21 protein-coding genes and 1 pseudogene are annotated in these 24246 nt (G+C 58.4%); 17 read left to right on the top strand and 5 right to left on the bottom strand.

The annotated features are described in order from the left end of the window. From ntrB to ugpC, 3 genes are all read right to left on the bottom strand, one after another. The gene (ntrB, locus tag ATY80_RS02195; protein ID WP_088690844.1) at positions 1–894 is read right to left on the bottom strand and encodes a nitrate ABC transporter permease; all 894 of its coding nucleotides are present in this window, start codon (positions 892–894) and stop codon (positions 1–3) included. Between the two features lie 57 nt (positions 895–951). Continuing rightward, entirely contained in the window at positions 952–2265 is a 1314-nt protein-coding gene (locus ATY80_RS02190) for a CmpA/NrtA family ABC transporter substrate-binding protein (RefSeq protein ID WP_088690843.1), read from the bottom strand. A gap of 893 nt (positions 2266–3158) precedes the next feature. Beyond that, positions 3159–4226: a sn-glycerol-3-phosphate ABC transporter ATP-binding protein UgpC gene (gene ugpC, locus ATY80_RS02185; RefSeq protein WP_088690842.1), complete on the bottom strand. Its 1068-nt coding sequence runs from the start codon at positions 4224–4226 to the stop codon at positions 3159–3161. Between the two features lie 353 nt (positions 4227–4579). Here ugpC and ATY80_RS02180 point away from each other — a divergent pair, with 353 nt between their 5' ends. The 8 genes and pseudogenes from ATY80_RS02180 to ATY80_RS02135 form a co-directional block, all read left to right on the top strand. After that, entirely contained in the window at positions 4580–6226 is a 1647-nt protein-coding gene (locus tag ATY80_RS02180) for an extracellular solute-binding protein (RefSeq protein ID WP_088690841.1), read from the top strand. Between the two features lie 64 nt (positions 6227–6290). Then, positions 6291–7409, top strand: coding sequence for a sugar ABC transporter permease (locus ATY80_RS02175; protein ID WP_088690840.1), 1119 nt, complete (start codon positions 6291–6293; stop codon positions 7407–7409). Then, positions 7409–8320, top strand: coding sequence for a carbohydrate ABC transporter permease (locus ATY80_RS02170; protein WP_088690839.1), 912 nt, complete (start codon positions 7409–7411; stop codon positions 8318–8320). Before ATY80_RS02175 ends, ATY80_RS02170 begins: the two co-directional genes overlap by 1 nt. Before the next feature lie 16 nt (positions 8321–8336). Further along, positions 8337–9362: a LacI family DNA-binding transcriptional regulator gene (locus ATY80_RS02165; RefSeq protein WP_088690838.1), complete on the top strand. Its 1026-nt coding sequence runs from the start codon at positions 8337–8339 to the stop codon at positions 9360–9362. Positions 9363–9407: 45 nt separating this feature from the next. Then, on the top strand, positions 9408–9869 hold the full coding sequence (locus tag ATY80_RS02160) for an RbsD/FucU domain-containing protein (protein WP_088690837.1): 462 nt from the start codon (positions 9408–9410) through the stop codon (positions 9867–9869). Then, positions 9866–10795 (top strand): ribokinase, encoded by a 930-nt coding sequence (locus tag ATY80_RS02155; protein WP_088690836.1) that lies wholly within the window; start codon positions 9866–9868, stop codon positions 10793–10795. The genes ATY80_RS02160 and ATY80_RS02155 overlap by 4 nt, the downstream gene beginning before the upstream one ends. Before the next feature lie 679 nt (positions 10796–11474). Next, positions 11475–12335 (top strand): hypothetical protein, encoded by an 861-nt coding sequence (locus tag ATY80_RS29370; RefSeq protein ID WP_245306739.1) that lies wholly within the window; start codon positions 11475–11477, stop codon positions 12333–12335. A 750-nt stretch (positions 12336–13085) separates the two neighbouring features. Next, positions 13086–13283: pseudogene (locus ATY80_RS02135) on the top strand (L-idonate 5-dehydrogenase); the annotation flags it as partial. 46 nt (positions 13284–13329) lie between these two features. Here the strand turns inward: ATY80_RS02135 and ATY80_RS02130 are convergent. After that, positions 13330–14211, bottom strand: coding sequence for a LysR family transcriptional regulator (locus ATY80_RS02130; RefSeq protein ID WP_088690835.1), 882 nt, complete (start codon positions 14209–14211; stop codon positions 13330–13332). Positions 14212–14306: 95 nt separating this feature from the next. Between ATY80_RS02130 and ATY80_RS02125 the strand changes: the two genes are divergently transcribed. The 3 genes from ATY80_RS02125 (at position 14307) to ATY80_RS02115 (ending at position 16633) form a co-directional block, all read left to right on the top strand. Beyond that, positions 14307–14975 carry a DsbA family protein gene (locus ATY80_RS02125; RefSeq protein ID WP_088690834.1) on the top strand — a complete coding sequence of 223 codons (669 nt, stop codon included), beginning with the start codon at positions 14307–14309 and terminating at the stop codon, positions 14973–14975. 28 nt (positions 14976–15003) lie between these two features. Then, entirely contained in the window at positions 15004–15609 is a 606-nt protein-coding gene (locus ATY80_RS02120) for an NAD(P)-dependent oxidoreductase (RefSeq protein ID WP_088690833.1), read from the top strand. Positions 15610–15727: 118 nt separating this feature from the next. Further along, positions 15728–16633, top strand: a complete 906-nt coding sequence (locus tag ATY80_RS02115) for an MBL fold metallo-hydrolase (protein ID WP_088690832.1) — start codon at positions 15728–15730, stop codon at positions 16631–16633. Between the two features lie 728 nt (positions 16634–17361). Here the strand turns inward: ATY80_RS02115 and ATY80_RS02110 are convergent. Further along, positions 17362–18390 carry a LacI family DNA-binding transcriptional regulator gene (locus ATY80_RS02110; RefSeq protein ID WP_088690831.1) on the bottom strand — a complete coding sequence of 343 codons (1029 nt, stop codon included), beginning with the start codon at positions 18388–18390 and terminating at the stop codon, positions 17362–17364. A gap of 210 nt (positions 18391–18600) precedes the next feature. Here ATY80_RS02110 and ATY80_RS02105 point away from each other — a divergent pair, with 210 nt between their 5' ends. The 6 genes from ATY80_RS02105 to ATY80_RS29360 all read left to right on the top strand — a co-directional run bounded on the left by ATY80_RS02105 (position 18601) and on the right by ATY80_RS29360 (position 23781). Next, positions 18601–19740 (top strand): sugar ABC transporter substrate-binding protein, encoded by a 1140-nt coding sequence (locus ATY80_RS02105; RefSeq protein WP_088690830.1) that lies wholly within the window; start codon positions 18601–18603, stop codon positions 19738–19740. A gap of 80 nt (positions 19741–19820) precedes the next feature. Then, a complete protein-coding gene (locus ATY80_RS02100) occupies positions 19821–21359 on the top strand; it encodes a sugar ABC transporter ATP-binding protein (RefSeq protein WP_088690829.1) in 1539 nt (512 codons plus the stop codon). Next, complete coding sequence (locus ATY80_RS02095) at positions 21356–22351, top strand: ABC transporter permease (RefSeq protein WP_088690828.1); 996 nt, start codon at positions 21356–21358, stop codon at positions 22349–22351. Before ATY80_RS02100 ends, ATY80_RS02095 begins: the two co-directional genes overlap by 4 nt. Next, the gene (locus tag ATY80_RS02090; RefSeq protein ID WP_088690827.1) at positions 22348–23328 is read left to right on the top strand and encodes an ABC transporter permease; all 981 of its coding nucleotides are present in this window, start codon (positions 22348–22350) and stop codon (positions 23326–23328) included. Before ATY80_RS02095 ends, ATY80_RS02090 begins: the two co-directional genes overlap by 4 nt. A gap of 43 nt (positions 23329–23371) precedes the next feature. Next, a complete protein-coding gene (locus ATY80_RS29365; protein ID WP_245306738.1) occupies positions 23372–23641 on the top strand; it encodes a DUF1275 family protein in 270 nt (89 codons plus the stop codon). Next, complete coding sequence (locus ATY80_RS29360; RefSeq protein WP_245306737.1) at positions 23638–23781, top strand: hypothetical protein; 144 nt, start codon at positions 23638–23640, stop codon at positions 23779–23781. The genes ATY80_RS29365 and ATY80_RS29360 overlap by 4 nt, the downstream gene beginning before the upstream one ends. Positions 23782–24246: the final 465 nt, after the last annotated feature.

The raw sequence follows: 24246 nt of genomic DNA, 5'->3' as shown, positions 1-24246 counted from the left end.
TCAGTTGGCCAGGGCTCCGCGGGTGACGAGTTTCCCAAGCGCGGCCACCAGCTTGTCAAGGGCAAAGCCGACGACGCCGATATAGGCGAGCGCGACGATGATGTCGGGAAGGCGCGACGAGTTCCACGCGTCCCAGATGAAGAAGCCGATGCCGACGCCGCCGGTCAGCATTTCGGCCGCGACGATGGCAAGCCAGGAGAGGCCGACGCCGATCCTGAGGCCGGTGAAGATGTAAGGCGCTGCCGAAGGCAGCATGATCTTCCAGAAGAATTCGAACTGGTTGAGGCGTAGCACTTCGGCCACGTTGCGATAGTCCTGCGGAATGTTGCGTACGCCGACGGCTGTGTTGATAATGACAGGCCAGATCGAAGTGATGAAGATAACGAAGATCGCCGACGGGTTGGAATCCTGAAAGGCTGCAAGCGACAGCGGTAGCCAGGCGAGTGGCGGAACCGTGCGCAGCACCTGGAAGATCGGATCGAGGCCGCGCATGGCCCAGACCGACTGGCCGATGATGGCACCGATGACGACGCCAATAATCCCGGCAAGCCCGAAGCCGTAAGCGACGCGTTGCAGCGAGATGAGCACGCGCCAGCCGAGCCCGATATCCTGCGATCCGTTGTTGAAGAAGGGATAGATGATCAGATCATAGCTCTCCTGCCAGACCTGGTACGGGGTGGGTAAAGACGCCTGCGTCGAAGAACAGAGCACCTGCCAGACGAGCAGGATGAGTGCCAGCACCACGGCTGGCGGGACGACATTGCGAAGCGCCGTCAGCCCCGCACGACGAAGGTCGATCTGCAATCCACGCCTGCGGGAAAACGGTACGACGCTTGCCGCCGGCTTGGCGCAGGCAGCCGTGGAGGAATTTTGTTTACTTGCCAGGGCGGACATCGAGGCGCTCCTTATCTGAAGACAGGCCGGCGCGCTCGTCGCGCGCCGAAGGCGGGCTCAGGAGACAGCCTTGATCGAAAGGCTGTCGAGATAGGCTAAGGGATTTTCAGGGTCGAAAACCTTGCCGTCGAAGAAGGTCTCCTTGCCGCGCGATGACGATGCGGGAATGTCGGCTGCGGCAACGCCGAGATCCCTGGCTGCCGCACGCCAGATGTCGTCGCGGTTGACCTCATTGACCAGTGCCTTGATGTCGGTATTCGCAGGCAGATTTCCCCATCGGATGTTTTCCGTCATGAACCAAGTATCGTGGCTCTTGAATGGGTAGGAGGCGCCGTCCTTCCAGAACTTCATATAGAGGTCGGTGCCTTTGACCTCGCGGCCGTTGCCATAATTGATATCGCCCTTGAGGCGGCCTAGCACATCCTTCGTGGGAACGTTGAACCACTGGCGCTTTCCGAGGATGTCGGCCATCTCCGCCTTGTTGTCCACGCTGTCGCACCACTGCTGGGCTTCCATGACAGCCATCAGCAGGGCCTTGGTGGCGTTGGGGTTCTTTTCGATCCAGTCGGCGCGCATCCCAAGCGCCTTTTCCGGATGACCCTTCCAGAGTTCGCCGGTGGTCGCGGCGGTGAAGCCGATGCCCTGGTTGACGAGCTGCTCGTTCCACGGTTCGCCCACGCAGAACACGTCCATGTTGCCGACCTTCATGTTGGCGACCATCTGCGGCGGCGGCACGACGATGGTTGACACGTCCTTGTTCGGGTCGATTCCGCCGGCGGCGAGCCAGTACCGGATCCAGAGGTCGTGGGTGCCTCCGGGGAAAGTCATGGCAGCCTTGACTTCCTTGCCTTCCGCCCTCTTCTTTTCGAATGCCGCCTTCAGCTTGGAGGCGTCGAGCTGTACGCCGGTTTCGGCATATTCCTTGGCGACGGAAATGCCCTGACTGTCGAGATTGAGCCGGGCGAGGATCGCCATCGGCACCGGCTTGTTGTTCTGCGTCACCTTACCGGTATGCATGAGATATGGAAGTGGCGACAGGATGTGAGCGCCATCGATCCCGTTGGCGGCACCGCCGAGCACCAGATTGTCGCGCGTCGCTCCCCAGGACGCCTGTTTGGCGACGTCCGTTTCCGGAATGCCGTGCTTGTCGAAGAAGCCCTTTTCCTTGGCGATGATAAGTGGTGCGGAATCCGTAAGGGCGATAAAGCCAAGCTTGACGCCGTTCACTTCAGGACCTGCCCCAGCGGCGAATGCGCCGGATGGAAACGCAGTCCTGACGGCGCCGACAAGCGCAGCCGTTGCAGTCGTTTTGAGTATGCTGCGGCGGGTGAGGCCGATTGTCGAAATGCCAGTCGTCGTATTCTTTGTCATGCGCCGGTTCCCTCTGCTGGCCGAATCTGGACACAAAAAAACGCCGCAGGAAATTGCGTCCGTTGGAACAAATCCCGGACTTCAAAAACCTCGCGACGTCGGTGTCGAGCGCAGGCGCTTGTGCAGCGCCTGTCCGCCCCGGTCGCCGTTGACCGGTGCACCTCGGAACTTGCAACGATCATGCCAGTTTCAATGCCGACGGATAACCATTTGAAACTAAACATGGAATCTGACAATCTCGCGATTGCCTAATTTCTATGCACACTTGTACGATGAAGAAATTTTGTGCGATATGTGCCGGAGCCGTAACCGCGAGAGCGCTTATTTGTGCAGTGCACAGTAAGTAAGCGGTTATAATGTAGGCGCAACAGGCGGCCAGGACGATCGCGGGTCTGTCCTAAACTGCGCTTCAGCGCGTCCTGGCAGTAGTCAATTCCGATAAACTCAGACGAGGAGAGTTCCACTGATCGTGCCGGTTCACAAAAGGGAAGTGGCCCCATGAAAACGTTGCGCAGCGTGCAGTTGCTTGCGCTGGAGATCTTTTGGACGCGCGAACCATTACGGAGAGACGTCCACTACGTCGACTGCCAACATCGCACCCGCACTGTTTTCCGGGCCCAGGCATGCTTTCGCAAGCCACGAACGGCAATCTTTGGCAACTCAACGCAATTCATATGTCAGTCGGATGTCGGCGGGCGGCATCGCCCACGCCGACCAGGGAAGGTGCTGACCTTTCTTGCGATCCCGGTTCCGAGCGCCAATTGATCAACGCCGGCAAGTCTGCTCCCCAAAAAGGGACCTGCGGCAAGACGCCGATATGGACCGCGCGCTGTTTGCTGCCATGGGGGTGCAATGTGAGTCCGATTGCCGGGGGTGCCCGAAAAGTCCTGCGCTCAACCGGGCCGCAGCGTCTTGCCCGACGTCGCATCAAAAAGATGAAGCTTGCCGACGCGGGGCGCTATCGTCACAACTTGGCCCTGTTCAAAATCGTGGCGTTCGGAAAATACCGCGACAAGCTCGCCCGGCCCGTAGCGCAGGAAAACCATCGTCTCATGACCAGTGGGCTCGGTGACGTTGACGGACGCCGTCAATCCGCTTTCATTAAGCGACAGGTGTTCCGGCCGGACGCCCAGGAGCACGGACTGGCCGTCGGAAGCGTTCGGGGTGAAGCCGAGTGCGATCTCGTCGCCGGTCTCGGTGACGAAGATTGCGCCATCGGCCTTGTACCGACCCGCCAGAAGATTCATCGAGGGCGAGCCGATGAAGGTTGCGACGAACGTGTTGCCGGGACGATCGTAAAGTTCCAGCGGTGTGCCGATCTGCTCGACATTGCCGCGCTGCATTACGACGATCTTGTCGGCCATGGTCATCGCTTCGACCTGGTCATGGGTGACATAGATGGTGGTGGTCTTCAGCCGCTGGTGCAGCTCCTTGATCTCCTTGCGCATCTGGACGCGCAGTTTCGCGTCGAGATTCGACAGAGGCTCGTCGAACAGGAACACTTGCGGCGACCTGACGATGGCTCTGCCCATCGCCACGCGTTGCCGCTGACCGCCCGAAAGCTGACGCGGATACCGGTCCAGGTAGGGGACGAGGTCGAGCGTTTCGGCCGCCGCTTGCAGACGCTGCTGAATGACGTCGGCTGGCTGCCTTTGCAGGCGCAGCGCGAAGACCATGTTTTCAGCAACCGTCTTGTGCGGGTAGAGCGCATAGCTCTGGAAAACCATCGCGATATCGCGATCTTTCGGGGGGAGATTGTTGACGGTCCTTCCCCCGATCGAAATCGTTCCGCCGGTGATGCTTTCAAGCCCTGCAACCATGCGCAACAGAGTCGATTTGCCGCAACCAGACGGGCCGACGAGCACCACAAACTCCCCGTCGCGAATTTCTATGTCGACTCCATGCAGGACATTTAGGCCGCCATAAGCTTTCTGTGCACCTGAAATATTGACCTCAGCCATCTCGCTCCCACTTGCTTGTCCGGCGACTACTCTTGAGAAACAGTCGCGGGAATACGCATCGCCGTGCCGCCGGTTTTTTCGATCATCGAACCGGGTAAAGCGACCCGACCCTCTGCCTCAAAAGCACCCGGCGATCTCCTCCATGAAACGTTTCATTTCTTATTGACTTTTGCCGGCCGCCGCCTCATCCTCGAACAGGAGACCGAGAGGAGCGGTTTCCGAAATCAGGATATGAAACGTTTCATTTCCTGCTTACCAGATAGTTCTGCAGGAGGCCAGCCTTAAAAGCTGGCGCAGCCGGGCCGGCAAAAGCCGATCAGGCGGCAGCGCAAACAAACGTGGAGGAGGATGACATGAAAATCGAAATATACGATGCATTGATGCGCCGTCAGGCAAGTCGCCGCGACGTCTTGCGCGGAACCGCGAGCGCCGCCGCCATGCTCGGCGTGTCGAGCGCATTGGCCGGAGTTCCCGGCATGGCCTTCGCGGCCGACGATGTACGCGCGCAGATCCTGCAAATTCCAGGTGTTGGCAAGGGTTCGCCAACGGATGCAGACTGGCAGAAGGTGGGCGAACTCTGCCTCGGCCCGACCAAGACCAATGTCAAGCAGGGCGAATTTGCCGGTGTCGAGCTGACCTTTATGGGTCTCAACAACCAGAACCTCCACAACTTCCTCTTCCGTGGCTTCCTAAAGCCGTGGGAAGCTTATACAGGCGCCAAGATCAATTGGATCGACCTTGCTCAGGCCGACTACAATGCCCGTCTTCAGCAGTCGATTGCAACCGGCACGGTTGATTTCGACATACTGGAAATGGGCGCGCCCTTTGAAGGTGATACTGCAGGCCGCGGGCTTTTGGACGAGATGCCGGATTGGGTCGGAAAGCAGATTGAGTCCGACGACCTGGTGAGTTACCTGAAACCACCGGTCGGCACCTGGGATGGCAAGACCTATCGCGTGACCATCGACGGCGATTGTCACACCTTCGCCTATCGCAAGGATTACTTCGGCGAAGGCTCGATCAGCGGCATGGCCAAGCCCCCGAAGACGTGGCAGGAAGTCGACGCTGCTTCCAAGGCGCTAATCGGCAAGATCGACCCGCTGACCGGCCAACCGGCCTACGGCTACCTTGACCCTCTCAAGGGTTGGGGCGGTTTCGGTTTCTACTTCATCGAGAACCGGGCGACGGCTTATGCCAAATATCCGGGTGATCCCGTCTGGCTGTTCGATCCCGAAAACATGAAGCCGTTGGTGAATAACCCTGCATGGGTCCAGGCGATCCAGGATGTCCTGGATCTGATTGCTGCCAAGGCATATCCGGCTGACCAGATCAATGCGGATCCCGGCACCACCGCCTTCTCACAGTTCCTGGCAGGCACTGGCTCCATGCTGATGTGGTGGGGCGACGTCGGTTCCAGCGCGCGCACCTCGGATACGTCCGTCGTGGGCAATGTGGTCGGGTTTGGCATTAATCGCGGTTCGGACCGCGTCTACAACCGCAAGACCGGGCAGTGGGAAGACAAATACAACGAAGCGCCGAACATGGCATATCTCGGCTGGGGCATTTATGTCACCAAGCGGGTTTCCAGCGACGAGAAGAAACGTAAGGCCGCCTGGTCAGCTGCCGCCCATCTCGGCGGCAAGGATCTGTCCCTGTGGACGTCGGCCTATCCGTCCGGCTTCCAACCCTATCGTCAATCCAACTTCAATTATGACGAATGGGAAAAGGCGGGCTACGATCGCGCCTATATCGAGGACTATCTGGGTTCGAACGCCGACAGCTACAACCATCCGAACGCCGCCATCGAACCGCGTATCCCCGGCATCTTCCAATATTATTCCGTTGCCGAAGATGAACTGGCAAAGGGCTATGCCGGAAAGTACAAGTCGGCCCAGGAAACCGCGGATGCGATTGCCGCCGCGTGGGAAAAGATTACCGACCAGATCGGCCGCGATAACCAGCTGAAACTCTACCGGGCGAGCCTGGGGCTGACTGGTTGAAGAAAACGCGCTGGCGGAGCGGAAGCGATTTCGCCAGCGCCCATTCTGCGGGGCGAGGAATATCATGTCGACAATCCAAGGCGATCTGCTTCACACGGTCGAGGCCGGCCTAATTTCCACGAGCCGTCGTTTCTGGGGCCGCACGGCTCTCTGGTTGAGCGCCATATGGTTCATCTCTTCCTTTGTGTTGCAGGCTTTCCATGAGTTGAGCTGGATCGGCTGGGGCTTTGAGAACTGGCGACCCGTTCTTTATGCGTATTTTCTCTGGGCCACAGTTCTTTGTGTCACCCGTGTCGTGATTTACGGCGAGGCCGGCAAGAAGGCGCTTTTTGTTCTGCCGGCGGCACTGTTCGTCGTGTCGATGGTGGTATTCCCGCTGCTCTTTGCACTTTGGATCGGCTTTTCTGACTGGAATCTTGCCTCATCGACCGGTCGGCGCTTCAACGGGCTCGACAATGCGCGCCGTATGATCACGGATCCGTTCTATGTCAACGCCTTGCTCAACATGGTCATTTATTGCCTGGCGATCGCGGTCGAATATGCGATTGCGTTCGGCTTAGCGCTGCTTCTCAATCAGGAAATCGTTGCCCGCAAATTTTGGCGCGTAACATTCCTTGTGCCGTTGATGCTCTCGCCGGTGGCGGTGAGCTGGATGGTCGGCAAATCGATGTTGGAGACCCGATTCGGCCCCGTCGCCCGTTTCGCGCGATGGCTCGGCTGGGAAAATCCCTCATTCTTCGGCGACCCGCTGACGGCAAGGATTTCCATCATGATAATGGATGCTTGGACCTTCATTCCCTTTATGATGATCATGCTGCTTGCCGGGTTGCAGGCCTTGTCGAGGGAGGTGTTGGAAGCGGCGGAGGTTGATGGCGCCACAAAGTGGCAACGCTTCTGGCAAGTCATTTTCCCGCTCATGCTTCCGGTTTCCGTGACGACGGTGATGATCCGCATAATCTTCAAACTGAAGCTTGCCGACATCATCATCACGGTGACTGCCGGCGGTCCGGGCGGGGCGACCGATTCCGTCACCAGCTTCATCTATCGCGAATACCGCGACCGTTCGAATGTCGGCTATGGCACGCTGCTCGCACTGGTTTATCTGGCGATCATCGTCTTCGGCATGACCGGGCTCATGAAGGCTTCTGACCGTATCGTGAAGCGTATGACAGGAAGGCTCTAATGACGTCGATCGATTTCGAAAAATACGCAAGAGGCCAGCGCGTTCGGTGGTGGGCCATGCGTTTGGTCGTCTACGGCCTGCTCGTCGTCTGGACCTTTGTCTGCATCTTTCCGCTGTTTTGGACCGTATCGACCTCGTTCAAAACTGCCGCAGATGTCATGCGTGGCAATCTCATCCCTTGGTTCAACTTTTCCCCCAGCTGGCTCGGCTGGCGTTCACTCGGGCTTTCCCCCGATACGATTTTCCAAATTTCGACGGTACGTGACGAGTTTATGCGCAGGCTCTGGAATAGCGTCATCATATCCGTCACGGCATCGGCTCTCGCAGTCGTGCTAGGATCACTCGCCGCCTACGGCCTCAGCCGCTTTTCCTACAAGTTCGGCTATATGCGCAACTCCGATATTTCCTTTTTCTTTCTGTCGCAGCTCATTATGCCGCCGGTCGTCCTCGCCCTGCCATTTCTGGTTCTCTACAAGCAACTGGCGCTGCTTGACACCTATGCAGGCATGATTGCCGTCTATACGCTGATGGTTCTGCCGATCGTCGTCTGGATTATGCGCGACCAATTCGCCACGGTGCCCGTCGAGCTAGAGGAGGCTGCGCTCGTTGATGGCCTATCGATCTGGGGCGCATTTGGCCGTATCATCGTGCCCCTTGTCCTGCCGGGGATGGTGGCCGCGTTTCTGCTGGCGCTGATCCTGTGCTGGAATGAGTATTTCTTCGCAGCACTGCTGACCTCGACCAATACCAATACACTCCCTGTCATGATTGCCAGCCAGACAGGCAGCCAGGGCATCAATTGGTGGTCGATGGCCGCCCTTTCCACCGCCGGCATCCTTCCGCTGGTCTTTGTCGGTGTCGTGCTGGAAAAGCACATTATCGCCGGAATGACCGCCGGCGCGGTGAAGTAGCTGCGGGACGTAGGCAATGTCAAAGATGCCCACCGTCAAGGATGTCGCCGAATATGCGGGCGTATCCGTGGGCACCGTTTCACGTGTGCTTTCTGGCGAAACCGCGGTCAAACCCATCTTGCGCGAAAAGGTAAACGGCGCCATTTCTGCGTTGGGTTACCGGCCGAATGTGACGGCGAGAGCCCTGCGCACCAACAGAACGAATGTCATAGGTCTCATTGTTCCTGACATTACCAATCCCTTCTTCGCGCAGCTTGCGGCAAGCGTGGAGCGGGCGTCGCTTGAATGCGGGCATAGCCTCATGCTTGCAAGCTCGCATGACGATCGCGAGGCGGAACAGAGCCACGTGATGGCTTTTCTCGACCGGTCGGTGCGCGGTATCATCGTGGTGGCTTCAAGCGACAGCCCGGGCCTGCACTTTGAAGCACCGGTTCCGATCATATCGCTGGATAGGCGCTTCGGCGCCTTTCCGCTGGTATCGACCAACCATGCGCAAGCGGCTGCGCTGATCGCGGATCATCTCTATGGGCTCGGTCACCGCCGCATCACCTACATCGCCGGCCCGGCCAATACCGAGGCCGGGCGCATGCGCCAGGAGGGCTTCGTGAGCAAAATCGCGCGCTTTGGCAAGATTGGCGAACCCGTTGAACTCGAAATCGTTCATGGCAAATTCGATTACGATTCCGGTGAACGAATTGCTCGCGAGCTGCTCTCGCGCCCGACGCTCGGTCGTCCAACGGCGATTGCGGCTGCCAGCGACCAGCAGGCTATCGGCGCGCTACGCGCTGCCCGGGACCTGAAGATTGACGTGCCGCGAAAGCTCTCGGTTACGGGTTTTGACGACATCTCGCTCGCCAATCTTGTCGTGCCGCGGCTGACGACAATACGCCAGCCGGCCGATATGCTGGCACGCCGTGCGGTTGGTCTGCTCCTTGATGAACCCCCGGGCAGCGGAGACGAAATGGTTGACGGTTCACTGATTGTACGCGGTTCGAGCGGGCCATGCCCCCAACTGAAGACTGTTGTCAGCCATACAAATTGAAGCACACAGCCGGTTTTCCGGCTATCAGGAAAGGATGGAAAATCAATGCTTAAGGGAATTCGGGCCGAACTCAACGGCGACATTCTTCAAGCGCTTTGCAAGATGGGACACGGCGACTATCTCGTCATTTCCGACATGAACTTTCCATCGGAATCGATAGCCCGCGAGACCCGCCTGGGTAAGCTGCTGACCATGGAAAACATCCCCGCGCCTCAGGCGGTTGATGCGATCCTTTCCGTCTTGCCCCTCGACACGCCGATCCAGCCTTCGGTGGGGCGCATGGAAGTGATCGGCAAGCCGCATGAAATTCCGTCGATCCAACAGGAGGTCCAAGCCATTGTCGACCGTGTGGAAGCCAAGCCTTCGCCCATGTATCCAATCGAACGGATGGCATTTTATGACATCGCCAAGAAGGCCTATTGCGTCATTGCAACGGGCGAGCTGCGGTTCTACGGATGCTTCCTCCTAACCAAAGGCGTCATTCCAGCGGAGGAGGTCGTCAGATGAGCGAAAAAAGCGGAATTGTCATTCTGGGCATTTTTGCCGCTGACACTGCCTACAAGGCCAAGCGCCTGCCCCACATCGCCGAGACGCTGATGGGATCTGGTTTCACACTCGGCCCGGGAGGCAAGGGCTCCAACCAAGCGATTGCCGCGGCCAGGGCCGGCGGCAAGGTGACGTTCATTTCGCGTGTCGGCAATGACCCGTTCGGTGAGATGGCCCTTGCTGCTTATAAGGCGGCGGGCCTCAAAGCGAATGTTGTGAAAATGGAGGGCGTTTCCACGGGCGCCGCTTTCATCTTTGTCGACGAAGTGAGCGGCGATAATGCAATCATTGTCGTGCCTGGTGCGGCGGGGCTGATCGGCATCGAAGATGTCGACGCGAGCCGGGGCGAGATCGAAGGTGCGGCCATTTTCATGACGCAGCTCGAACAGCCGCTCGATGCGGCCATGCATGGCCTGTCGATAGCAAAAAAGGCAGGTGTCACGACGATTTTCAACCCAGCACCCGCCCACACCATTCCGGACAGCATCTATGGCTTATGCGATTTCATCGTACCGAACGAGGTGGAAGCAGCCGAACTGGTGGGCCATGCGATCGAAAGCGATGAACAAGCGCGCGCGGCCGCCGACATCCTTGTAAAGCGTGGCGCGCGTGCAGCTATCATCACGCTCGGCGCACGCGGCGCGCTCTATCACACGGCGGGACAGAGCGAATTCGTACCTGCATTCTCGGCGGGCAATCCCATCGACACAACTGGCGCCGGAGACGCGTTTCTGGGCGGCTTTGCGACGGCGACCTCAGAAGGACATGCGGCGGTCGCGGCCATCCGTTTCGGCTGCGCGACTGCAGCGATCGCCGTAACCCGGCAGGGCACAGCCCCCGCCATGCCGTCGCGCGCGGAGATCGAGGCTTTGCTGCGCTACGCATGAATGAACCTAGCAGGCCTGATCGATCGCTGTCCAATCGATGCGGCCATTCAGGATCGGTGGCGGCTTACAGTAGATGAGCAAGCGGGCGCGGACGTTGTCCAGCACCCGCTTCGATGTGATCGGCATGCAGCTCGCCGAATTCCGGGTTTTTTTGATGAAGTGGCGTGATGAAAGGTCTTGTTTGGGCACGTTCCATTGTTTCTGCACCAGAGCGAGCGGGAATAGGGCCGGCTTTAACAAGTCATGTATCGAAGAGAAAAATTTACCGGAATGCTCCTTCGCCGGCCATGGCGCGTTAAGGAGGTCTGGAAACAGATCATATCTCTTAGAAAGATCTGCTGGGGTATCAATTTGTTTGACTAAATCGACATCTGAAGATACGGATGCGCGAACTGAAGGTCGGCACGATCGTGAGGACGGACGGCGTTCAAGGCCACCGAAGCGGGCGTCCTGCGTGCTCCGGTTCTTGTTACCGGGCAGACCGAAGCGGTACTTATCGACTCGAGCTTCAGCTTTTTAGACGGTAAGCTTGTCGTTCATGCCATCAGGGCCAGCGGCAAGCACCTGACCACAATCTATATCACCACGAACGATCCCGACTACTACTTCGGCCTCGCCACCCGTCCATCAGGCCTTTCCGGATGCTCGCATCCTTGCTGCTTCCGACACCGTCGCACTGATGAGGAAGAAGGCTGAAGGCAAGATCAAGACCTGGTCGCCTGTTCTGGGCGACAACGGTCCGAAGTCGGTCTCCGATCTCATTTTCCCGGAAGCGAGCGACATCAACACGCTGTCAGTTGATGGCGAGAAGCTGGAAATCATCACCGCGCCCGGCCTCAAGGATCGCGGTCGCTATATCTGGGTTCCATCGCTCCACGCCGTGTTCGGCGGTGTGGCGGTCTTCGGCGGCATGTATCCCTGGGTCGTCGATCTTCCGACAGTCGAGGAACGAAACGCTTGGCGCGCGGCGCTTGACGACATCCTCGCTCGCAAGCCCAAGATCGTTGTCCCGGGTCACACCACGTCCACATGGCCGACGGATGCTTCCAGCGTCAGCTACACCCGTGATTACCTGATCGCATTTGACGCCGAGGCAGCCAAGGCCGCAGCCTCAAAGGCATTGATCGCCGCTATGGAGAAACTTTATCCAAACGCTGCCCATGCCGATTTCGCTGGAACTGGGTGCGAAAGTCGCCAAGGGCGAAATGACCTGGGGTCAGTGAAAAGAGCGGCGAACGGCGTGGCCGCGAGGTTGGCTCGCTCGGCGGCCGGCGGCCGGAAGATATTCTGCCGCCGAACACAGATCGGAGCGGCATCGAATTACTCGGGAGTGCCCGAGCAATTCGATTGGACGTCGCTACAGATCGCTTCGGCGTCGCCTCTTCTTAGGCGATTTCAGGCTTTTCAAGTGTCGGGACGCTCTCCAACATCTGAAAGCCGGCGCACTCTAACACGCGCGCTCAAGGGCAGTTTCGATAGAAGGGCGAGGTCATCATTACCGCAAATCATAAATCAGAGTTGCGAATTACGGCCAATATGACTCTGCCGAAAATGATTGTGGCTCGTCCTCCGGCTGCCCATCTGACGGCGTCGAGGACGCCTTCACTCGCGGAACTCCATTGAAACGGCTGGGGAAAATAAACATCGCAGGTGCTGCTGCGCTAATGATAACGGTGCTCCCGGACAGTTGACCAGGTTTGCGCCGGCTGCAGCTGGCGGCAAAGTCATCAGATGCAAAAGCTGTGATCTTCAATGACCCGCTATTCCTATGATGTCCGAAGTCGTTGATGTTAAGAAGATTCTTGCCCGCCGAACGGCGGTTCGTATCCCTCAACTGCTCAGACAGATTGGATTGATACGAAACGCTTTGCGATCAACGCGCGCGCCAAAGTACGGCAGTCTCAAGATCGCCTTCCGTCATTTCGTTCGGAGCGGCGTCGGCATCCGATTGCGCCATGTACCCTCATTGCGGACACGCTCGATGAGCCGGACGGACCTGCAATTGAGTTGTCCTTTCAGCTGTTCATGTTGAGCAAGATTGGCTCCAGTGATTTTCCCAGCGACGTCAATTCGTACACGACCCGCGGAGAAGTCTCAGCGTATGCCGTGCGTGTCACGATGCCGTTTTCTTCAAACCGCTTCAGCCGGTGCGTAAGCGTATGAGCGCTGACGCTTTTCAAACTCCTCATTCCCGTGAAACGCAGCGGGCGCGCAGAAGCTCTCGAATTATGAGGGTGGCCCAAGGGCCGTCCAAGAGAAGTAGAAAACGAATATTGCAAGCCGATTGACCGTGTTCGTCAAGGAAATCGAGATGAAGGGCACCTTCCGCTTCCACGAGGAATTCGGCCTCGCCGTCGACCTGATCGTCAAGCGCCGCGTCGACCTCATACCGCTGCTCACAGCCATCTTCCCCATCAACGACGCCCTCAAGGCCTTCGAAACTGCAGCCGACAGAGCAAAATCAATGAAGGTACAATTGGCTTTCTGATGAGATCATCCTGCGACCTGGCGGGCGCAATCTGAGCTCGAAGGTCCTATTCGTCCGGTAGCCGCGCTTCCAAGAAATCGATAAGCGCCCGTGCTGCCATCGGGAGATGCCTTCGGGAAACATAGAGAGCATAGATTCCAAGGGTGCTCGGCTCCCACTCCGGCAAGACAACCGCCAGCCTACCCGCATCAACCTCCTGATCGGCGGCGAAACATGGAAGCATCGCGATGCCCAGGCCGGACAGCGCGGCACGTCGGAGCGCGACGGCGTCGTTGGTCTGGAAAGCTCCCCCCACAGCAACGACGAGCTGCGTCCCGAGATTCTTCAGCGACCATTCCGCTCCGCCAAGGCGGGTGTAGGTGAGACACCTATGGCCGTCGAGATCCTCCGGTCCTGATGGAGTTCCGAATTCCTTAAGATAACCTGGTGACGCGTAGAGCCGCGACGGGCACTGTCCCAGCCTTTTCGCGATCAGGGATGGGTCGAGGTGGTTGGCGATCCGTATCGCCACATCGATGCGATCCTGCACCAGGTCGACCGCCCGATCGGAAACCTGCAAATCGACTTTGATGCGCGGATAGACGTCCGCAAATTCGGAAAGAAGCGGGACGAGCTGTGCTTCGGCGAGGATGCTCGGTGCCGTCACCCGAAGGGGACCGTGCGGAGTATCGGCATGCTTGGCGACCTCCGTCACCGCGTCGGCAACGCGGACGATTTCCTTACACAACTCGAGAACGCGTTCACCGGCGGACGTCAAGCTGAGCTGTCGCGTGGTGCGGTGGAGAAGCCGGGTTCCCGACCAGTCTTCGATGCACGCTATATAACGCGACGCCATCGCTCGAGACATGCCGAGCTCCTCGGCCGCGCCGGAAGCGCTTCCGCGCTCGATGGTCTTCAACAGAACTTTTGAAGCGATTATCCGGTCCATCTATTTGCTCGATCCATGCAACATTGTGTGGACCATAGTGACGTTTATCTTTGAACTCTGCAACATTACATTCTCCTCAACACAAGGAGATCGCAGTGACCACCGACATCGAACTTCAATATTTTTTCGACCCTTTCTGCGGCTGGTGCTACGCAAGCGCACCAGCACTCGCTGGCCTCGCCGATAAGTTCGCAGACAAGCTCAAGATGCGCCCGTCCGGATTGTTCGTCGGCGGGCGGCCGATCTCGTCGATCGCTGACCACGCCTGGCGCAACGACCAGCGGATCCAGAGCCTGACGGGGCAGCGTTTTTCCGAAGAATACCTTCGGAACGTCCTGCTGGCCCCAAACGGGATCTTCGATTCAGGGCCTGCCACGCTTGCGCTCACCGCCCTTGGCGAAAGTGATATGACGATCGAGCCTCGTTTCCTGCATGCCGTTCAGATTGCTCGCTATGTCGAAGGGCGTGACACGTCCAATCCGCATGAGGTCGCGAAGGTTACTGCTCGGGTAGCCGCAGAGCACGGCATCGAACTGACCGCCGAGACGTTCGACGAAAGGCTTCGGAGCGACGCCGATCTGAGGGAGCGCACGCTGAAGCGCATGGAAGATAGCCAGCGTCAAATGAACATCCTCGGCATTCGCGGAGTTCCGCAACTCGTCGCGATCGTCAACGGCAAGCCCCATGTCCTCAATGGCGAGGATCTCTATCACGGTCCGGCGCGCGTCGTTGCAACGCTCGACGAGCTCTCTGCAGCCGCCTGAACCATCCATCCCAACTAGGAGTACCATCATGAAAATTGCTCTTGTCGGAGCTTCCGGCCAGGCCGGCTCCCGCATCCTGTCCGAATTGTCCGCTCGCGGCCACATCGTCACGGCAATTGCCCGAGATCCGTCCAGGGTCGCATCGCTGCCGAACGTTGCCGCCGCCGCAGGCGATATCGGTGCACCTGAAGCTCTAGCAGAGATTCTCAATGGTCATGACGCGGTCATCAGTTCGGTGCATTTCTCCGCCAGTCCGGACAAGCTGATCGGCGCCGTCAAGGCCTCCGGCGTTCGTCGCTACTATGTGGTGGGTGGGGCAGGCAGCCTTGAAGTCGCTCCGGGCGTCCTCCTCGTGAACACGCCGCAATTCCCCGAAATCTACAAATCCGAAGCGCAGGGCGGCGTCGACTATCTTAACAAGCTCAAGGGCGAAAACGATCTCGACTGGACCTTCCTGTCGCCTTCGGCCGCATTCGTCCCCGGCGATCGGAGCGGCACCTTCCGCCTCGGCAAGGACGAACTGCTGACGAACCAACACGGCAGCAGCATTTCCTTCGAGGACTTCGCCGTTGCACTGGTTGACGAGATCGAAGCTCCGGCCCACGTCAGGCAGCGGTTCACCGTCGGTTACTAATTCAATCTTCCAAAAATGAATCTTCAGCTCCAGCGGTGCCGACATCATTCGGGTGTCGGCTGCGCCTCTCTGCCTTAAGCCCAGAGTTGCCCCTTTCCACAAACCTCGGAAATCTACGATGATCAACAGACGCACCACGCTCAAAACGATCGCCACAGCAGCCGCTATCCTGATCCCTCTCGCCACATCCGGTGTCGCGGAAGAGAAGTCTCCCCTGTCATGGACGGCGTTCAAGGCCACCGAAGCGGGCTTCCTGCGCGCTCCGGTTCTTGTTACCGGGCAGACCGAAGCGGTACTCATCGACTCGAGCTTCAGCTTTTTAGACGGTAAGCTTGTCGCTGATGCCATCAGGGCCAGCGGCAAGCACCTGACCACAATCTATATCACCACGAACGATCCCGACTACTACTTCGGCCTCGCACCCGTCCATCAGGCCTTTCCGGATGCTCGCATCCTTGCTGCTTCCGACACCGTCGCACTGATGAGGAAGAAGGCTGAAGGGAAGATCGAGACCTGGTCGCCTGTTCTGGGCGACAACGGTCCGAAGTCGGTCTCCGATCTCATTTTCCCGGAAGCGAGCGACATCAACACGCTGTCAGTTGATGGCGAGAAGCTCGAAATCGTTACGGCGCCGGGTGTCAAGGATCGCGGTCGCTATATCTGGGTTCCATCGCTCCACGCCGTGTTCGGCGGTGTGGCGGTCTTCGGCGGGATGTATCCCTGGGTCGCCGATCTTCCGACAGTCGAGGAACGAAAGGCTTGGCGCGCGGCGCTTGACGACATCCTCGCTCGCAAGCCCAAGATCGTTGTCCCGGGTCACACCACGTCCACATGGCCGACGGATGCTTCCGGCGTCAGCTACACGCGCGATTACCTGATCGCATTTGACGCCGAGGCAGCCAAGGCCGCAGACTCAAAGGCATTGATCGCCGCTATGGAGAAACTTTATCCAAACGCTGCCATGCCGATTTCGCTGGAACTGGGTGCGAAAGTCGCCAAGGGCGAAATGACCTGGGGTCAGTGAAGAGGGCGGTGAACTCGCGGCTGGGCGGCGCATCCGTGAGCAGGCAGGCCAATGCGCCGCCGCATGAGGCGGCGCAATCCGAGGCGCGCGCAGACCTCGCTCAATGGTTGGCAAAATGGGAGGGGTTGAGGAAACAATCGAGGAGACGCTGACCGTTGACCGGGCGAGTGCAAGCGCCGTCAGTCCGGAGAGTTCGTTCTGGCACGAGCCCAGAACCAAGTGGCGCAGCAGTTCGCTTTGTTTCTTGAGCGCATTCCCTGAGGAAGCATGCTCTATGTGCCGCACCTGTCGCCGCTTCGCTCGACCAGGCACCGCTCCACCGAACCCCGAAGCGGGTTTTGGCCCATGCGGTTACGATCACATTGCGCAGCTCGCCACGGCAGGCTTGGGTGAAATCGGCAGGGCCCGGCGCGCCCGTTTCTCCAAGGAGCGTCCTCATGGAGCGGTTGCGCTTCTCCTCCGTCACATTGCCGCTCTTGCGATAGGGCGCAGATCAGGCCAATGGACAAGCACGCGTAAGGGAGCTGTCGGCCGTTGAAACAATAGGCTTTCGCCGCTTCGCGCCGAACTTTCAGATTTTCTCCCTTCCGACTGATGACCGGATCTGCGTCCTATCGGGAGCGTCCTTGCGCCCCTCCCTTCATCCCGAGGACGTGCGGGCAGGTCCTTCGGGCCAAAGGAAGGCTGGGCCGGCGATCCTGGTTAAGCATCGAAGCGTCTCCTGACGATTAAGGCAGGTTCGGTCGACGGCCATCGACAGACGTGCTTTCGCGTGGAACGAGGGCAAATCCCAGGTTGATTTGGTGGACGCCCTGCCGCGTGGATGCATCGAGCGCCGTGAGAACCTTCTCAGCCGCCAGCATGCCGGTTTCATAGCGACGAGTGGCAATCGAGGAGAGGGAAGGGGCTGCACAAGCTGAGAACTCGAGGTCATGAAAGCCAATGATCGAAATGTCATCGGGCACGCGCAGGCGGCGCTTTCTGCACTCCTGCATAGCGCCGAGCGCCAGGTTGTCGTCTGTACAAAAAACTGCCTCGGGAAGATCTCCGCGCTCGTACATCCCAGCGAAAAGCTCGGATCCGAGTGCTACGGAGCTGTGGCGAGGTCTGCTGGCAATCATGTCCAGGCTTTTTAATCCAACCTCGTCCATTGCCTCGTGATAGCCATCAAGCCGCGACTGAGCACGGTGATCGAGATTGCCGGTCAGGAAGGCGATTTTTTGAAATCCTCGGTCGATGAGATGGCGGGTCGCAATGTGACCGGCGCGTTCCTGTGACATGCCAATGTTGAGATTGATTGGATCGTCGGACAATTCAAATGTCTCGACGATTGGAAGGTGGGCCTGCTTCAGAAGCTGGCGCGATAGCGGGGTATGGTGAATTCCCGCAATAACGATGGCTTCCACCCGCTGGCCAAGCAATGCCTTGATTGCGTTCTCCTCCTCGGCTTCCGAGTATCGGCTGTTGACGACAATGACTTGGAAGCCTGCGGGTATCAGAACCTCATGCAGAGCAAAGAGATACTCCGCAAAAATGACATTATAAAGCGTTGGCACAATCACGCCTATGGTGTGGGTGCGGGAGGACGCCAATCTGCTCGCCGCAACATTCGGCACATAGCCCAGAATTTCAATGGCGTTGTTGACACGCAGTCTCAACGCTTCCGAGACAGATCCGGGTTTTCGCAATACCCGCGACACTGTAATCGGGCTGACACCCGCCAGGCTTGCAACGTCGTCCAGCGTTATTCGGCGCATCGAAGCATTATCCAGTAAAGAAGAAAGAACAAATTCTGCAGTCGTATTAACAGATACTCTATAATTGACAGCGCTACCAAATAAACTTTGACAGCGCTATCATGTGTGTTAACTTTTCGGCTGTGCCGCAAAGGAGGGGAGCCTTTGGGACCGAGCATACCAATCAGAATATTGGAAGGCGGCTTGGACCGCCCGAGGAGGAGAGCATCCATGCTTAGAGATGTGAAACGGAAATCTGCGCGCATAGCTGCAGTTTCAGCGCCCATGCTTGCGCTTGCATGCAGTGCTGCCTATGCCGAACCGAAAATCGTTACAGGCCCCGCGGCAGATCCGGGCTGCATGACGCCCTGGGCCTCCGATACGCAGTTTCTGCAATATCCAAAGAAGGAAGGCCCATATCGCATTGCGCTGGCCAACGGCTACATCGCCAACACTTGGCGCATCCAGATGGTGCAGACGGCGAAGGCCTACGCGTCCCAGCCGGACGTCAAGGCAGTGCTGAAGGAGTTCAAAGTCGTCTCCACGGGCGAGGACGTCCCGGCGCAGATTTCAGCTATCAACAACTTCATAGACGCGGGCTACGATGCAATCGTCGTCAACGCTCAGAACCCGACGGCCTTCGGTCCCGTGATCAAACGCGCCAAGGAAGCCGGCGTTGTCCTGGTCGCATTCGACAATACCTTGGACACGAAGGACGCGATCAACGTCAACGTCGACCAAAAGGGCCTCGGCGTTACCTGGGCCGAGTGGCTCGTCAAACACCTGCCGAACGGCGGCAAGATTTTGGAAGTGAGAGGTGTCGCGGGCACATCTGTTGATACTGACCGTCATAACGGCATCAAGGAAACCCTTGCCGCCGCAGGCAAGAAATTCGACGTGACCGAGGTCGTTGGCAAATGGGACGATGGTGTTGCCCAAAAAGCGACCGCTGACGCTATCGCAACAAACGGTCCGTTTGACGGTATCACCGCACAAGGCGGTGATACCGGCGTAGTTCAGGCGATGATGGATGCGAAACATCCATTTGTGCCCTTTGGCGGCGAGACGGAAAATGGTTTCCGCAAGCTATGTGCTGCCCACGCAGCCGAGGGTCTGGTGTGCTCATCGGCGGGAACTGGTCCAGCCCAGGTCGCTGTTGCTATCAAGACGGCGATCGCTGCCCTCCAGGGGCAGGTGGTTCCTCAGGCCGTCAAGCTGCCGACGGCACTTGTATCGCACCCGGACTTCAAGAAGGATCAGGACTACTATCCGGATCAGTCAGACAATTTTTTCGTAGGCAACTCCTTCCCCACGTGCGGGATCAATTTCACCGCCCAGGAGATCATGGGGCAGACCAAGGAAAACCAATAGCGGCAAAGCGCCCGGGCATTGACTGTGGGGGTTGCGGCGCCCACAGTCTGAGGTTGAATGCACCTGATGGGAGGTTGGGCGTGATCTTGTCAGAACCGCTGTTGCGCATCGAGGGCATGGCCAAGCGCTATGACGGCGTCATCGCCCTCAAGGAAGCCAATATCGCTATCCGACCCGGCGCGATTCACGCCGTGCTCGGTGAAAACGGCGCCGGAAAATCGACACTTATCAAAATCATGGCAGGTGTCATTGCGCCCGACGAGGGTCGAATGTTTCTGGATGGGAAGGATGTGTCCTTCTCATCGCCTGCGGCGGCAACTGCGGCGGGGGTCGTATCGGTCTTTCAGGAATTGTCACTTATTCCTGACCTGTCGGTTGCCGACAACATCGTCATCAGCAATCCGCCGCAGCGTTTTGGCATGATCGACCGGCGTGCCCAAAGACGGATCGCCGAGGAGGCCCTGGCACGGGCCGGCGCTTCCGACATTCATCCGTCGTCGCTGGTCAAAGACCTTCCGCTTTCCCGTCGGCAGATGGTCGAGATTGCAAAGGGCCTCGCCCGCAGACCTCGGTTGATGATCCTGGACGAGGCGACATCCGCCCTGACGAAGTCCGACGTCGAGAAGATCTTCGGTGTTTTGAAGCGTCTGCGATCGGAGGGACTGGCGCTAGTCTACATCTCGCATCGCATGCACGAGATTGCAGAACTTGCAGACGATTGCACAGTGTTCCGCAACGGGCGCAGCATTGAATCCTATCCGGCAGGCACAAAGACCGACACACAAGTCGTCGAACTGATGATCGGACGGGAATATAAGAGCGTGTTTCCAGCCAAACCGGGTCTTGACGAAGCCATGGCTCCAATTCTTTCCTGCCGTGGCCTTTCCTGGAGCGACCGTTTGACTGACATCGCATTCGATGCCCGCGCGGGTGAAATAGTTGGCGTAGGCGGCCTGGACGGGCAGGGTCAGCGGGAACTCTTGCTGGCGCTGTTCGGCGTACTTCGCGATGTGAAGGGTGACGTGCGGATAAACGGTCGCAGCGTGCATTTGACCAGCCCCAAAAGGGCGAAATCCGGCTCCACTTCCATTGCACTCATTCCGGAGGATCGAAAGACCGAGGGGTTGATGCTGCCGATGACCGTGCGCGAGAACCTCTCGATTGCTGCACTCGGCAGCGTCTCACGCAACGGTATCATCGATCGCCGCGCGGAAACCGCTCGTATCGGCGAACTCCTCAAACTTCTTTCGATCAAGGCGGCGTCCGTCGACATGCCAGTCGCGAGCCTGTCCGGAGGGAACCAGCAGAAGGTCGTAATTGCGAAATGGCTGATGAACCGACCGCAGATCATTCTCCTGAACGATCCCACACGCGGCATCGACGTCGGCACCAAACAGGAAATCTACCAGTTGCTGCGAAATCTTGCTGATTGTGGCGCAGCTATCATCTTTTATTCCACCGACTACGACGAATTGATCGGCTGTTGCGATCGCGTGCTTGTCATGTACGACGGCACCGTCGTTCGCACGCTTGAGGGCGATGATATCAATGAACGCGAGCTGATCGGGAGTGCTTTGAATATCGCCGCCCAGCCGAATGGCCGGAGGATAGCGCAGTGACAACAGGGACTCGCGACGAATGGCACTTCTGGTATGAACGGCACAAGGGGACGCTGCTGGCCGCCGCACTCTTTGTTATCATGTTCGTGATCTATGTCGCCAACCATCCGGCGGGCTTTACTGCCAATGTCGTACAGACTGCATCCAATAAAGCGACTTTATTGGCATTCGTTGCAATGGCGCAGTGTCTTGTCGTCATCACTGCCGGGATCGACCTTTCGGCGGGCATGATCTTGGTGCTGTGCAACTGCCTCGCGTCCTGGTTGGTCGTCGGAACGCCGCTACAGACGGGTTTCGGCATTGGGGTCGTTCTTGCCGCAGGGCTGGCAAGTGGCACCTTGAACGGCCTGATAATCATATTCGGGAGACTTCAGCCAATCGTCACGACGATTGCTACGAGTGCAATCTTTTTTGGATTGGCGTTGCTGCTGCGCCCAACGCCAGGCGGCTCGATCAACGAGACGCTTGCTGACGTGTTTACCGCGAAGGCCTTTGGAATAATCCCTACGAGCTTGGTCGTTCTTGCCGCCACGATCCTTCTGATCTGGGTTCCATTCTCCAGATCGGTGTATGGTCGCGCTGCCTATGCGGCAGGCTCCGCAGAAAATGCGGCTTACATGTCCGGTATGCCGCTAAAACGGGCGAAGCTCGCCGCTTACGCACTTGCCGGGCTTCTTTCAGCCATGGGCGGGCTTTATCTCACTTTCTTCTCCTATACCGGCGAAGCGGCCTTCGCGAGTGGAAATGCCTACACGCTGTACTCGATTGCTGCGGTCGTCCTTGGCGGTGTGTCGCTGACGGGCGGCAAGGGCAGCGCTGTCGGAGCCGTGTTCGGGGCACTTGCGTTCCGCACCATCGGCGACCTGCTTTTCGTCTTCGATCTCGATCCTCTCTGGCAACCCTTGTTTCAGGGTGTCGTGCTTATGCTGGCGATTGGAGTCGGCGCTATCGGGCTGGCGCGGGTGCGCAACCGTCTGGAATGGTTCCAATGAACGAGGATGCGTCGAGCATGCGACAATCGATCGTTACCGTCCGTCTGCGGGGAAGGGATCCTGCTGTGGCAATCGCCTTCGGCTGCATTCTGCTCCTGCTGTTGGGCGGATCTGTCTATTCCTCAAATTTCTTGTCGCCGGACTATCTGTTGCAACAATTGAAGGTCGCATCGTTCCTTGGCGTGATCGCGACAGGTACGATGATGGTCATCTTGCTCGGGCAGATCGACCTTTCTATTCCATGGACAGTGACTGCCGGCGCCATGATGGCGTGCGCCGCGACAGCCTATGGAACCAGCGGCTCGCTTCTTGCCATTCCTTTTGGAATTGCCTGCGGCGCGGCAATTGGTCTCGTCAATGGAGTTGCCGTCGCCTATCTGCGCATTCCCTCAATGATCATCACGCTTGCGACCAATGCCGTCGTGCAAGGGCTGATGGTGATCTACACGGGCGGGTTCTCACCACAGGATTCGGCCTCTCCAGCGATGCGCCTCCTCGCAACGGGCTACACGATCCCATCTGTCCCCAACGGCGTCGCGGTTTGGCTCGTGGTCGGCATTCTCGCCGTGTTCCTGCTAACGAGAACAACCTTCGGCCGCTCGCTCTACGCGATTGGAAATCGGGAACGAGCCGCCTATATGTCGGGCATCGACACCCGGCGCATCACCTTGCTCGTCTTCGTGATTGCGGGATCGCTCAGCGCGCTTGGTGGCGTATTGCTGGCCGGTTATGCATCGAAGGCTTCCCAGTCAATGGGTGACGCGTATTTGCTGCCATCAATCGCAGCTGTTGTTTTGGGCGGAACCCATGTCCTCGGTGGAAAGGGATCCTACCTTGGAACAGTTGCGGGTGTGATCCTGATTACGCTGCTGCAGTCAATCCTCTCAGTCATGCAGATTGAAGAAGCCGGCCGCCAGTTGATCTACGGAGTAGTCATCATAAGCATGCTGCTACTCTACGGCCGACAGAAAACCTAAATGCAAGGCTGGTTTTGCATCGGCAATGCTGCCGGCGGTCAAGTTGCTATTGCTGGCCGCTGTTGCCGTCTATGCGCTCTACCATTGTCCGTTTGACGCAAGCGAGAGTCTCGTGACGCTGATCGTCGGTATGACGCTCGTCTCGGCAATGGCGATTCAGAACGCAGTTCTTGGGGCACACTTTCCGGAGGCGCCGCCCGCGACGCTGATGACGGGGACGACGACGCAGATCATGCTTGACCTGGCGGATCTCCTTGCAGGTGCGAAGGGCGAACAGTCTATGAGGCCGCATCCGCGTGCATCAAACGGATGATCGTCGCAGTCATCGCCTTCGCCACTGGCTGCGCGCTAGGGCCACTCGCCTTCGTCGTGGCGCCGACCGTGGCCTTGGTCGTGCCCGCTGTCGCCGCTGCGGCGGGACTATCCTTCACCCCGCCCGTGTCCGAGGGCTAAAGGACTAGGTGGCTGGGCTTCGACACAAACAAGGAGGAACGGAATCTACACGTTCATGGTCGGCGAGAGGAAAAGGATGCTCGCATTCGGTCGGAACCTTGCGTCTCCCGACAAGTTCTTCTTTGTGAAAAAACGTGAGCGCCGAGCCTATGATTGAGAAAGTTGCAACTCCCGGAAAGCGCGAGCCAAGAGCGCAGCCCGTCCGCCGTTCTTCCACAAAGGATCCGGCGCCGCAGTCCGATCAATGTGAGCATCCACCCCGGGACACAAGAGACGCGCCGGCACCAAACCCGAATGGCGAGCCCATCGATGCCCCTCGTCGCGCCGAAGCTACCCGGCTCTCCGTGCATCAAGCTTGAGCCGTGACTATCGACATTTGGAGGTTCCCGCTCGAGCCACATCACGGCGGCTCATCAGCATTCGGATCCTTGTCGGGGGGCCCGACCACTGTGTTACTACCGTTGA

This window comes from Rhizobium sp. R711 (genome assembly GCF_002211365.1).
Lineage (GTDB): Bacteria > Pseudomonadota > Alphaproteobacteria > Rhizobiales > Rhizobiaceae > Rhizobium.
Note: the sequence above shows the minus strand (reverse complement) of the source record. Positions and strands in the feature narration are given on the sequence as shown.

Bases quoted from the DNA above. Each gene is read 5' to 3' on its own strand.
- ntrB (WP_088690844.1), bottom strand. From the start codon at position 894: ATGTCCGCCCTGGCAAGTAAACAAAATTCCTCCACGGCTGCCTGCGCC.
- ATY80_RS02190 (WP_088690843.1), bottom strand. From the start codon at position 2,265: ATGACAAAGAATACGACGACTGGCATTTCGACAATCGGCCTCACCCGC.
- ugpC (WP_088690842.1), bottom strand. From the start codon at position 4,226: ATGGCTGAGGTCAATATTTCAGGTGCACAGAAAGCTTATGGCGGCCTA.
- ATY80_RS02180 (WP_088690841.1), top strand. From the start codon at position 4,580: ATGAAAATCGAAATATACGATGCATTGATGCGCCGTCAGGCAAGTCGC.
- ATY80_RS02175 (WP_088690840.1), top strand. From the start codon at position 6,291: ATGTCGACAATCCAAGGCGATCTGCTTCACACGGTCGAGGCCGGCCTA.
- ATY80_RS02170 (WP_088690839.1), top strand. From the start codon at position 7,409: ATGACGTCGATCGATTTCGAAAAATACGCAAGAGGCCAGCGCGTTCGG.
- ATY80_RS02165 (WP_088690838.1), top strand. From the start codon at position 8,337: ATGTCAAAGATGCCCACCGTCAAGGATGTCGCCGAATATGCGGGCGTA.
- ATY80_RS02160 (WP_088690837.1), top strand. From the start codon at position 9,408: ATGCTTAAGGGAATTCGGGCCGAACTCAACGGCGACATTCTTCAAGCG.
- ATY80_RS02155 (WP_088690836.1), top strand. From the start codon at position 9,866: ATGAGCGAAAAAAGCGGAATTGTCATTCTGGGCATTTTTGCCGCTGAC.
- ATY80_RS29370 (WP_245306739.1), top strand. From the start codon at position 11,475: ATGAGGAAGAAGGCTGAAGGCAAGATCAAGACCTGGTCGCCTGTTCTG.
- ATY80_RS02130 (WP_088690835.1), bottom strand. From the start codon at position 14,211: ATGGACCGGATAATCGCTTCAAAAGTTCTGTTGAAGACCATCGAGCGC.
- ATY80_RS02120 (WP_088690833.1), top strand. From the start codon at position 15,004: ATGAAAATTGCTCTTGTCGGAGCTTCCGGCCAGGCCGGCTCCCGCATC.
- ATY80_RS02115 (WP_088690832.1), top strand. From the start codon at position 15,728: ATGATCAACAGACGCACCACGCTCAAAACGATCGCCACAGCAGCCGCT.
- ATY80_RS02110 (WP_088690831.1), bottom strand. From the start codon at position 18,390: ATGCGCCGAATAACGCTGGACGACGTTGCAAGCCTGGCGGGTGTCAGC.
- ATY80_RS02105 (WP_088690830.1), top strand. From the start codon at position 18,601: ATGCTTAGAGATGTGAAACGGAAATCTGCGCGCATAGCTGCAGTTTCA.
- ATY80_RS02090 (WP_088690827.1), top strand. From the start codon at position 22,348: ATGAACGAGGATGCGTCGAGCATGCGACAATCGATCGTTACCGTCCGT.
- ATY80_RS29360 (WP_245306737.1), top strand. From the start codon at position 23,638: ATGATCGTCGCAGTCATCGCCTTCGCCACTGGCTGCGCGCTAGGGCCA.